Origin of the sequence: Streptomyces capoamus (assembly GCF_014654935.1) — a bacterium.
Lineage (GTDB): Bacteria > Actinomycetota > Actinomycetes > Streptomycetales > Streptomycetaceae > Streptomyces > Streptomyces capoamus.
In genome coordinates this window covers 32,730-44,098 of sequence record NZ_BNBF01000038.1, presented here as the reverse complement: position 1 = coordinate 44,098, position 11,369 = coordinate 32,730, and the positions used below count along the sequence as shown (strand labels likewise).

The 11,369-nt window shown below is 73.2% G+C and carries 7 protein-coding genes; 2 read left to right on the top strand and 5 right to left on the bottom strand.

The genetic code is table 11. The features are described 5' to 3' along the window. Positions 1 to 577, top strand: a 577-nt coding sequence (locus IE312_RS35610; RefSeq protein WP_189986471.1) for an Nramp family divalent metal transporter, incomplete at its 5' end; no start/stop codon positions are given. Positions 578 to 606: 29 nt separating this feature from the next. Here IE312_RS35610 and panD read toward each other — a convergent pair. Genes panD through IE312_RS35590 form a run of 4 tightly spaced genes read right to left on the bottom strand, consistent with a single transcriptional unit; the run spans position 607 to position 8,637 of the window. Beyond that, positions 607 to 978 carry an aspartate 1-decarboxylase gene (gene panD, locus IE312_RS35605; RefSeq protein ID WP_189986470.1) on the bottom strand — a complete coding sequence of 124 codons (372 nt, stop codon included), beginning with the start codon at positions 976 to 978 and terminating at the stop codon, positions 607 to 609. 47 nt (positions 979 to 1,025) lie between these two features. Then, positions 1,026 to 2,285, bottom strand: a complete 1,260-nt coding sequence (locus tag IE312_RS35600; RefSeq protein ID WP_189986469.1) for a beta-ketoacyl-[acyl-carrier-protein] synthase family protein — start codon at positions 2,283 to 2,285, stop codon at positions 1,026 to 1,028. After that, the gene (locus tag IE312_RS35595; protein WP_306419860.1) at positions 2,282 to 2,500 is read right to left on the bottom strand and encodes an MbtH family protein; all 219 of its coding nucleotides are present in this window, start codon (positions 2,498 to 2,500) and stop codon (positions 2,282 to 2,284) included. Before IE312_RS35595 ends, IE312_RS35600 begins: the two co-directional genes overlap by 4 nt. Further along, complete coding sequence (locus tag IE312_RS35590) at positions 2,500 to 8,637, bottom strand: non-ribosomal peptide synthetase (protein WP_189986468.1); 6,138 nt, start codon at positions 8,635 to 8,637, stop codon at positions 2,500 to 2,502. The genes IE312_RS35595 and IE312_RS35590 overlap by 1 nt, the downstream gene beginning before the upstream one ends. A 300-nt stretch (positions 8,638 to 8,937) precedes the next feature. Between IE312_RS35590 and IE312_RS35585 the strand changes: the two genes are divergently transcribed. Continuing rightward, positions 8,938 to 9,378 (top strand): DUF1453 family protein, encoded by a 441-nt coding sequence (locus tag IE312_RS35585; protein ID WP_189986467.1) that lies wholly within the window; start codon positions 8,938 to 8,940, stop codon positions 9,376 to 9,378. A gap of 66 nt (positions 9,379 to 9,444) precedes the next feature. On the opposite strand, the gene IE312_RS35580 is transcribed toward IE312_RS35585, so the two are convergent. After that, positions 9,445 to 11,369, bottom strand: a 1,925-nt coding sequence (locus IE312_RS35580) for an AMP-binding protein (protein WP_229900840.1), incomplete at its 5' end; no start/stop codon positions are given.

Below are 11,369 nucleotides of genomic sequence, written 5' to 3'. Positions count from 1 at the left end.
GGTCCCCGTCCGCGACCCCGAACACGTCCGCCTGGCTCTGCGCACGGAGCGCTCGCAGGTGTTCGTCTCCCTCGGGATCGCCAACGTCGTGAACTGCCTGATGCTCGCCATGGCCGCCGGGATACTGCGGGGCGTCTCGCCCGGCGATCTGTCGCTCCATGAGACGCACCGGCTGCTCGGCACCCTGCTCGGGGACGGTGCGGCGACGGTGTTCGCGCTGGCGCTGCTGGTCGCGGGGCTGTCCTCGTCGGGGGTGGGCACGCTGGCGGGCCAGGTGGTGATGTCCGGGTTCATGGGGCATCGTGTGCCGGCGGTGCTGCGCCGCACCGTCACGATGGTGCCGGCACTGGTCGCCGCGGCCATGGGGTGCGACCCGACCCAGGTGCTGATCGTGAGCCAAGTCGTCCTCGCTTTCGGGATCCTGCCCGCCCTCGTGCCGCTGCTGATGCTCACTTCGGACCGTCGCGTGATGGGTGAGTTCGCCGTCGGCCGGGCGGCGCGGGCAGGGATGTCGGTACTGGCCGGGGCGATAGCCGCCGTGAACCTGTTGCTGGTGGTGCTCCAGACCCTGAAGTGAGCCGTCCGGCACCGCCCCGGCCCCCGACGTCAGGAGGCCGGGTCGGTACCGGTCTTCACCACGCTGTTGGACTCGTCGACGAACACCACCCGCGGCTTGAGCGCGGCGGCCTCGCCGTCCTCGACGGAGCCGTACGCGATGATGATGACGATGTCGCCGGGGTGGACCAGTCGGGCCGCGGCGCCGTTGATGCAGACGACGCCCGAGCCGCGGTCCCCTTCGATGACGTACGTTTCGAGCCGGGCTCCGTTGTTGACGTCGACGATGTGCACCAGCTCGCCGGGCAGCAGGTCGGCCTGCTCCATCAGCTCCGCGTCGAGCGTCAGCGAGCCTACGTAGTGGAGATCCGCCTGGGTGACGGTTGCCCGGTGGATCTTGGACTTCAGCATGGTGCGCCGCACGATGGCCGTACCTCGTTCCTGGTGTGTGTGGTTGGTCGGGAATTGATTCAGCGGGCGAAGACGAGCGCTGTGTTGTGTCCGCCGAAGCCCGCGGCGTTGCACAGGACGGCGGCCGGACCGGCGGACAGCTCGACGGCCGCGTCCCGCACGATGTCCAGTCCGGTGTCCGGGTCCTGCTCCCGGACGTTGATGGTCGGGGGCAGGACCGAGTGGGCCAGGGACAGCACGGCGGCGACCGCAGCCAACGCCCCGGCGGCACCCAGCAGATGGCCGGTCATCGATTTGAGAGCGGTCACCGGGACGCCACCGGGTCCGAAGACCGTGTTCAGTGCGGCGGCCTCCGCCGCGTCGCCGGCCGGGGTGGAGGTCGCGTGGGCCTGGACGTGCCGTACCGCGTCCGGCGCGAGCCGGGCGTCGGCCAGGGCCCGGCGCATCGCCCGGGCCAGACCGGCGCCGTCCGGACGCGGACCGGTGGGATGGTGGGCCTCGGACGCCTGACCGGCACCGGCCAGGGTGCAGTACGGCCGCGCACCGCGGGCGCGGGCGTGCGCGGCGCGCTCCAGCACCACGACGGCCCCGCCCTCGCCGATGACGAACCCGTCCCGGCCGCGGTCGAACGGCCGGGAGGCGCCCTGCGGCTCGTCGTTGCGCGTGGACAGGGCGCGCATGGCCGAGAACGCCGCCATCACCAGCGGGTGCACGCCGGCGTCGGCGCCGCCCGCCACCACGACGTCGGCCCGGCCGAGCCGGATCAGATCCAGTCCCGTGGCGATCGCGTCGGCGCCGGCCGCACAGGCGGTGGCGGGGGCCGCCGCCTGCCCGAGGGCACCCACCTCGATCGCCGCCAGGGCGGAGGAGTGGTTGCCCATCAGCATCGGCACCGTGTGCGGCGACACTCGGCGCGGTCCGCGGGTGCGCAGCTCCTCGTGATTGCGGACGACGGTGTGTGTGCCGCCGATGCCGGTGCCCAGGACGACCGCCACCCGCTCCGGGTCGACGGGGCCGAAGGCCTCCGCCCGGCCGACGAAGCCGGCGTCGGACCACGCCTCCCGCACCGCGAGCAGGGCGAAGGCGCCGACCCGGTCCACCCGGCGGGCCAGCACCCTCTCGAGCAGGGGCGCGGGCTCGGCCGCCGCCGGGGCGGCGATCCGCACCGGCAGGCCGGCGGCCCACGGCCGGTCCAGGGCCTGGGCGGCACTGTGCCCGCAGAGCAGGCCCTCCCACGTCTCCTTGACCGTGACGCCGAGCGGGGTGACCGCGCCGAGACCGGTCACCACGACGGCGTCGTCGCCGACGGCACCGGTCATGCGGGATCCCGCTCCAGGGCCGCTATCAGGCTCAGCGGCCTGATGTCGGTCCACTGCGCCTCGATGTAGTCGAGACACGTCTGCCGGTCGGACTCCGCGTGCACCGTGGCCCAGCCCGCGGGTACCTCGGCGAAGGCGGGCCACAGGGAGTGCTGTCCCTCGTCGTTGCGCAGCACCAGGAAGCGGCCGTCCGGGTTGTCGAAGGGGTTCTGCATCAGCGTGTGCCTTTCGTCATGGAACGTGAGGTGGGGGTCGTGGGCGGTACCACGGCGCCGGAGACGCACAGGGGTGCCAGTCGCCGGGCGGTGCGGCGTTCGGCCACGGTGCGGACGTCCAGATCGCGGCCGAACGCGGCGTTGATCCGCGCCGTCAGTCTCAGCGCCGTCAGGGAGTCGGCACCCTGGTCGAAGAAGTCGTCGTCGGGCCCGGCCCGTTCGGCGCCGAGCACGTGCGCGATGTGCGCCGCGAGGTCGTCCCGGGTGCGGCGCAGGGCGTCCGGGTCGAGCATCAGATCGCCCACCGCCGAAGAGGACGCGGCGGCCATGGCCCGCAGGAGGGCGGGGAACAGGCGGGCGAGCTGCTCGGCGACGGGTTCTGGCACCAGGTCGGGCCGGTGGCCGAAGGAAAGGTGCAGGCGCTGTTCAGGGGTCACGGCCAGCTTGACCGGGTAGTGGTACGGGTCGTGTCCGTCCATGCCGGTGATCCGCAGCGCGGCCGGATGCGGATCGGCTTCGTCCGGTCGGGGCGCCGCATAGTTCTCGAACACCAGGCACGTGTCGAAGAGCCGACCGGTGCCGGCCTCGCGCAGGATGTCGCCGAGGGACAGGTGCCGGAAGGCGGCCAGCTCCGCCTGGTCCCGGTGCACGTCGCGGAGCAGTTCGCCGAGCGCGGCACGGGCGTCCAGCCGTATCCGTACCGGCACCGTGTTGATCAGCAGGCCGACCAGGTCCTCGTGTCCGGGCACCTCGGGGGTGCGGATCGAGGCGGTGGCGCCGAACACCACGTCGTCGGCGCCGGTGAGGTGGTGCAGGGTCAGCGCCCACGCCACCTGGACCACCGTGTTCAGGGTGACACCGTGGTCACGCGCCAGGGTGCGCAGCGCCGCGGTGGTGTCCTCGGCCAGCTCCATGGCGCTCTGCTCCGGCAGGGCACGCACCCGGGCGGTGTCGTCGTACGGTGCCAGCAGGGTCGGTTCGGTCCCCGACAGCGTCTTGCGCCAGGCGGCCCGTGCAGCGGTCACGGCAGCGGCCGTGTCCTGGCGCTGCAGCCAGGCGTAGTGCCGGCGGTAGGGGACCGGGTCGGGCAGTTCCCGGGCGGCGTTCGCACCGTTGCGGTACAGGTGCGCCAGTTCGTGCAGCAGGATCGCGGTCGAGCGGCCGTCGGTCAGGATGTGGTGGTGTGTCAGCACCAGGCTGTGGCGGTGTGTGTCCTGGCGCAGCAGCAGCCAGCGCAGGAGGGGGGCCCGGGCGAGGTCGAACGGGCGCAGCCGCTCCTCGAGGAGGGTCTGCTCCACCACCGCCGTGCCGGCTCCGCGCACATCGCGTTCCGACCAGGGAACGTCGACCCGGTCGGCGAGGACCTGCACCGGCTCACCTGAGGGCAGCAGCGTGAAACGGGCGCGCAGCGCCTCGTGCCGCCGTACCAGCGCCAGGCAGGCGGCCCGCAGCCGCGCCGCGTCCAGGTCGCCCTCCAGGTCCAGCACCGTCTGTACGGTGTGCACGTCGGGGCCGCCGTGCTCGTAGTGGGCGTGGAACAGCAGCCCCTGCTGGGCCGGGCTGAGCGGGAGCACGTCCGCCACCGGTCCGTCGCCCTCGAGGCTCTCCAGCTCGTCCTGGGTGACGCGTACGAGGGGTACGTCCGACGGTGTCAGGCCGTGTGCCGCGCCCCGGTCGGCGAGGTCGGCCAAGGCGTGCAGGACCGTCGTCCACTCGTCGGCCAGGCGCCGTATCTGCCGCTCGGGCAGCAGCGCGGGCGCCCAGGTCCAGTTCGCGGTCAGACGTGGACCGCCGCCGTGGTCCTCGGCCACCGCGTTGATCTCCAGGGGGTGGGCCAGCGGCATGCCGGGGTGCGTGGGCGGGGCGGCGGACTCGGCCACGGGCCGCCACTCGCTCTCGCCGTCGGCGGTGTACCGGCCGAGGTAGTTGAAGGCGACCTGGGGTCCTGGCAGCGCGCCGAGCACGGCGCGTCCCCGGTCGTTCAGATGGCGCAGCAGGCCGTAGCCGATGCCGTGGTCCGGCATGTCGCGCAGCTGCTCCTTGACGGTCTTCAGGGCGCGCAGGAGCGAGGCGTCGTCCAGGGCGGTGGTGCCGGGGGCGAGCAGTACCGGGTGCAGGGTGGTGAGCCAGCCCACGGTGCGGCTGAGGTCCAGGCCGCCGATGTCCTGGCGGCCGTGTCCCTCCAGGTCGAGCAGCAGCCCGTTGTCCCCTGCGCCCAGCCGGGCCGCGGCCACCGCGAGGGCGGTCAGCAGGACGTCCTCGGCGCTCGTGCGCACAGCGGCGGGCAGTGCGGTGAGCAAGGCCTCGGCCTGGGCGGGCGGCAGTTCGACCGTGAGGGTGCGCGCGGTGCCGTGCACATCGCGCTCGGGGTCCGACGCACGGTCGGTGAGCTGCGGTCTGGCCTCGGCGAGGATGCGCCGCCACCGGTCGAGCTGCGCCGTGAAGCGGGGCGTGACCGCTGCCTCGGACAGCGCGCGGCACCAGCGGCGCAGCGATGTCGGCACCGGTGCCGGCAGGGCGGGCTCCCCGGTGCCCGCAGCCATCCAGGCGGCGTGCAGGTCGGGCAGCAGGATGCGCCAGGACACCGCGTCCACGGCCAGGTGATGGATCATCACCAGCAGTCGCCCGGGCCGGTCCCCGGCGTCGTACCACACCACCTCCACCAGGTGCCCGGCCCGCGGGTCGAGGCGTTCGGCGGCGCGGGCGGCGTGGTCGGCGATCACGGCCTCCGGTGTCCGGTCACCGGAGATGTCGACGCGGTGCACGCAGCCCCGGGCCTCCACGGCACCGGCCGGCGGCACCGACAGGTCGACGCCGTCGGTCAGCTGCAGGCGCAGGGCGTCGTGCCGGTCGAGGAGCGCCTGTACGGCGGCCACCAGGCGCTGCAGCCCGAGCCGGGCGGGCACCGCGAGCAGCGCGGACTGGTTGAACGAGGCGATGGGGCCGCTGAGTTCGCGCAGCCGGTGCACGATGGGCGGGGCCGGGAACCGGCCGGTGCCCTCGTCGTGCCGGACCGGCGCCCGGCCCGGGGCGAGCGGGCCGCACACCGCGGCGAGCTCCGCCACGGTGCGGTGCTCGAAGATCTGCCGGGCGCTCAGCTCCAGTCCCTCGGCCCGGGCCCTGGCGACGAGTTGCAGCGACATGATGGAGTCGCCGCCGAGTTCGAAGAAGCCGTCGTCCACGGAGTGCACCTCGGTGTGCAGCACCTCGGAGAACAGCCGGCACAGCAGCCGCTCGGTCTCCGAACGGGGCGGGCGGCCGGCGGCGGCCTCGTCGCCCGTCGTGAGGGTGATGGCCGTGAGGGCGGCCCGGTCGAGCTTGCCGTTGGAGGTCAACGGGATCTCGGGAACCGGGACGAACGCGTCCGGGACGAGCGAGGCGGGCAGCCGGGCCGCGGCGTGTTCGCGCAGCGCCTGCGGTCCGAGGTCCCCGTCCAGGACGACATAGGCGACCAGGCGGTGGGTCTTCGGGCCGTTGCGGGTGTCGACCGCGCAGTGCCGTACCGCGGGGTGAGCGCATACGGCGGCCTCGATCTCCGTGGGTTCCACCCGCTGGCCGCGGACCTTGAGCTGGCCGTCGTTGCGCCCGAGGTAGACGAGCTGTCCGTCATGGCCCCAGCGGGCGATGTCACCGGTGAGGTACATGCGTTCGCCGGGAGCGCCGAAGGGGTTGGCGACGAACCGCTGCGCCGTGGTGCCGGGGCGGCGCACATAGCCGCGGGCCAGGTTGGGCCCCGCAAGGTACACCTCTCCGGGCGTGCCGGCGGGAACCGGCCGCAGCCACGGGTCGAGCACATGGACCGCGGTGCCCGGGACCGGACGCCCCACCGGTACGGCACCCGGCGCGACGGTGTCCGCCGGCCCGATCCGGTACTCCATGCAGCCGACGGTCGCCTCCGTCGGTCCGTACTCGTTGACGGCGGTGGCGTGCGTGTTCTCGACCCGCCAGGCACCCAGCGCCTCGCCGGTGAGCTGCTCGCCGCCGATGACCAGGTCCCGGGTGGGGGACAGCCAGGTGTGTGTGGTGGTCAGCAGCGGCAGCTGGCTCGGAGTCACCTTCGTGAAGGACGGGCGGCCCAGCCCGTCCGGCGCCGGGTCGCCCAGAGCCGCCATGTGCAGCCGGCCCCCCGCGGTCAGCGTCCCGAAGACACCGGTGACGGTGAAGTCGAAGGAGATCGGCGACTGGACGACGGCCGTGCCCGCGAGGCCCGGATAGGCATGCCGGGCGAAGTCCAGATAGGCGGTCATGGCCCGGTGCTCGACCTGGACGCCCTTGGGCCGGCCCGTCGAGCCGGAGGTGTAGATGACGTAGGCGCCGTTGTCCGGGCCGAGCGGGCGGACCCGGTCGGCGTCGGTGAGGTCCGTGCCGGGGTACTGGTCGGCGGCGAGGCCGGCGGGGGACACGGCTCCGTGCGGCAGGCTGTCGGGGGGGCCGTCCGCGACGATCACCGCCGGGCGGGCGTCCTCCAGCATGAACGCCACCCGCTCGGCGGGCAGCGCGGCGTCGATCGGCAGATAGGCGGCCCCGGCCTTGAGGACGGCCAGCAGGACGACGACGAGCTCCGTGCCGTGCGACAGCATGACGGCGACGGTGTCCTCCGGGCCGATGCCCCGGGCCACGAGCGCGCGGGCCAGCCGGTTGGCGGCGGTGTTGACCTCCCGGTAGCCGAGGGCGCGGTGCCGGTCGGAGAGGGCCACTCGGCCGGGAGTGCGGCGGGCCTGCTCCTCGAAGAGGGCGGGCAGGGTGGTGCCGGGGGCGGGGCCGCGGGCGGGGGTGTACGGGTCGGGCAGGGCGGCGGAGCCGGCCGTGCCGGGCAGGTCGACGGCCGCGACGGGGGTGTGCGGCGCGGTGACGACGGCGTCGAGGGCGGCGGTCATCCGGTCCAGCAGCTCACGCGCCTGCCGCTCGGTGAACGCCTCGCCGCGGTGGGTCAGTTCGAGGCGCAGCCGCTCGCCGGGCACGACGACGAGGCTCAGCGGATAGTGGGTGGAGCCGCGCGCGCCCTGGTCCGCGGACTGCTCCGGCTCGTCGGTCAGCGGGGCGATCCGCAGACCGTCCACCGACCGGGCCGGGGCGGCGCCGGCCCCGGGATCGCCGAGGGAGAGGAAGGTGTCGAACAGGGTGCTGTGGCCGCTCGCCCGTTGGATGTCGGACAGCCCGGTGTGGTGGTGCTCGGCGAGTGCCGACTGCTCGCGCTGGACCCGGTCCAGCAGGGCACCCAGCGATTCGCCCGGATCCAGCCGGACACGCACCGGTACCGAGTTGACGAGCAGGCCGACCATGTCCTGGATCCGCGCGACGGGGGCGGACCGTACCGACACGGTCTGCCCGAAGACGACGTCGGTGCTGCCCGTCACCGAGGCCAGTACCAGTGCCCAGGCCACCTGCGCGACGGTGTTGAGGGTGAGTCCGCGGTCGCGAGCGGCCCGCAGCAGCGCGGCGGTGCGTTGCGGGGCCAGTTCGGCAACGGTCAGGTCGGGCAGGGTGCGGGCGGGTGTGAGGCCGGGTGCGGTCAGGGTCGGTTCCGCCAGCCCGGTGAGCGCCGTGCGCCAGGCCGCCAGGGAGGCCGCGGTGTCCTGCTTGGCGAGCCATGACAGGTAACCGGTGACAGGCACGGGACGCGGCAGCAGGTGGTCGTCGCCCGCGGCGTAGAGGGCGAGAAGGTCGGCCAGGACGCCGGACAACGACCATCCGTCGAGGAGGATGTGGTGGTGCGTCAGCACCAGTACGTGTCGTTCGGTGGCCGTTCGGAGCAGTGAGAAGCGGATCAGTGGCGGCCTGCCGAGGTCGAAGCCGCGCGTGCGCTCGTCGAGGAGGTGGCGGGCGAGCCGCGGGCCGGTCTCCCCCTCGTCGCTCAGGTCGAGTTCGGTGCAGGGGACCGTGACCTCGCGGTGCACCAGCTGCACCGTCCGGCCGTTCTTGCGTTGCAGGAAGGAGGCGCGCAGCGCGGCGTGCCGCTGCACCGCTGCCCGGCAGGCCGCCAGCAGCCGGGTCGTGTCGAGCGGGCCGTCCAGGCGCAGTGCCGCCTGGCTGACGTATTCGTCCGTCCCGCCCAGGGCGGACTGGGCGTGGAAGAACAAGCCCTCCTGCAGCGGCGCGAGCGGCAGGACCGCTTCCAGCGAGTCATGGGCAGGCACTGCGAGATCTCCAACCATGTGCACGGGCCGAGCGGTTCCCGTCGGCCATGTTGCTGCGTTCTGCGAGGTCCGGCCAGGCAACCATCCGGCAATTGGAATTGAGCCGCGCATGCCGGCGGGACCGCGCGGAGAAGACGATGTAAGAGGAAAACGGATGCCGGTAGACTCCGGCACCGCTCGGACGGTCTGCCGTGCTCAGACGGCCTGTTGTGCTCAGACGGTCTGCCGTACAGAACTGCGTGGGAAATCGGAGCCCCGATGAAAGACACCCAAACGATTCAAGTCTTGACATTCGCCGTCATGGCACTGGTACTTGTCCGGCAGTTTCGTGAAAAGAAATTAAGCGTCGCCACCTGGATACTCCCCGTTCTTCCCATGGTCGTCGGCGTCCTCCAGCTGGTTCTGCGTGACCGGGACGAGCCCGGCTCCTCGATCGGGCTGGGGCTGGGCGTGATCGCGGCCGGTGTCGTGCTGGGTGCGGTGTACGGCGCGGTGATCTCCGTGCACCGGGACTCCGCCGGAGCCGTCCTGTTCAAGGCGGGCTGGATCGCGGTGCCCGTGTGGGTCCTGCTGATCGCCATCCGCACCGTGTTCGAGAAGGCCGGTCACCACTTCGACGCCCCGACCAGCTTCGGATACCTGGCGATCTCCTTCGGCGTGATGCTGCTGGCGCGTACCGCGGGTATCGCGGTGCGCGCCAGGCCGCTGGCCCCGGGCGCGTCGGCGACGCGTACGGCGTGACGCCCGGCCGGGCGCGCGGGGCCGGACGGCCCTGCGTACCCGGCCCCGCTCCGCCGCCCGACGCCGTCACACCGGCGCCGGCCTGTGGACCTCGCCCGTCAGCCGGCCCTCGGTCAGGGCCTTCCACATCACGCGGCGGCGCGGCTTGCCGCTCGAGGTCACGGCGAGTCCGCCGCGTGGCACCCGTGCCACCAGCAACTCGGCGTCTCCCAGCGCCTCGGTGAGCACGGGCAGGGCGCGCTCCACCCAGTCGGCGTCGGGCTTCTCCAGTACCACCACGCCGGTCGGCAGACCCTGGTGGTGCCCGAGCAGCACCGCCACCCGCCGCTGGAGGATGCCCAGTTCGTGCAGGCGTGCCTCCAGGCTCTCGGCGAACACCATGCGGCCGCGCACCTTGAGTCCGTCGCCGAGCCGGCCCAGCACGTACAGCTGACCGTCGTCGAGGAAGCCCGCGTCGCCGGTGCGCAGTTCACCGCCGGCGAGTTCGGTGCCGGAGAGCGAGGCGGAGTCGTCGATGTAACGGGTCGCCAGGGAGGCTCCGCGCACGACCACCTCTCCGACCACGCCGTCGGGCACCGGACGGCCCTCGTCGTCCTGCACGCTCACCGAGACACCCTCCAGGGGGCGCCCGCAGCCGACGACCCGGCCGGCGTCGCCCGTGTCGCCCTCGGGCACGGCGGACGTCCACCCCTCGTCCAGGGGCAGGCCGGTGACGGCGAGGGTGGCCTCCGCGCCGCCGTAGGCGGGCAGCAGGGCGCGCCGGTCGAAGCCGTGTGGTCCGAGCAGCGCCTCGAACCTGGTGAGTACCTGTTCATCGATGCGTTCCGCGCCGAGGATCACCGACCGGACGGCATCGAAGCGCAGGCCTTCCAGGTCGGCGGGGCGTACCCGGCGCAGGATGTACGCCAGGCCGAAATTCGGCATGGCGGCAAGGCCGACCTTGTTGTCGCTGATGCACCGCAGATAGCGCAACGGGGAGCGGATGAAGTCCTCCGGCTGCATCATCCAGCCGTCGCATCCGGTCGTCACGATGTTCACCATGCAACCGAGCAGGCCCATGTCGTGGTGCACCGGCAGCCAGGTGATCCCGGGGTATTCCGGGCGCCATCCCAGCCATCGGCGCATCGCCGTCACATTGGCGCGCAGCGCGGCATGGGAGACGAGCACGCCCCGGGAGGCACCGGAGGAGCCCGAGGTGAACTGCAGCAGTGCGGACTCGGCGGCCGGGTAGGGGCGTGGGGCCGGGCGGACGCCCTCGACCAGTGCGTCGAACACCAGGGGCCCGGGCAGGCCGAGCCCCTCGGTGAGGGCCGCGACGGTTTGCTGCGCCTCCTGGTCGCACACCACCACCGCGGGGCGGGCGGTGGCGAGCAGATGGCCCGCGTGTGCCTCGTACTCCGCACCCCGCTGGAAGGCGAACGGCGGCGGGATCGAACACGGTGTGCCGCCGGCCGCGATGGCGCCGAAGAATGTCGCCACGAAGCCCGGACTGGAGCGCTGCACGATCGCCACGACCTCGCCGTCACGCACCCCGGCGCCGCGCAGCGCCTCGGCGGTGCGCAGCACCAGCTCGGCCAGTTCTGCGTAGCTGTGGTACTCCCAGGAGTCCCCGGGCCCAGCGAAGTGCAGGCCGCGGTCCGTGGGCGCCTCCTCGACCCAGTCCAGTAGCGCCCTGTCGGGGATGCTCATCAGCTGTCTTCCTCCCAGGCCCGTGCCGTGGCCGCCGCGGACGGCGGCGGACATGGCCGAATCCTGGGCGTGCGCAGCCGGGGCGCGCCAGGCAGCGGGCAGGTAACTTCCCCCGGCCGGCCGGGACAGGCCCAGCAAGAACGATTGCCTGGTTGTTTCCTGGTCGCCCGGTCTCCCGCGAGCGAGCATCGGCGGCGAGACCGTCAGTGAGGCGCTGGCCACGGCTCGGGCATCCGCCTGTGCCGTGGCGCTGTGCGTGGGGGAGAGGAGCCAGGGGTGCACCGGGAAGGTGATCAGGGTCG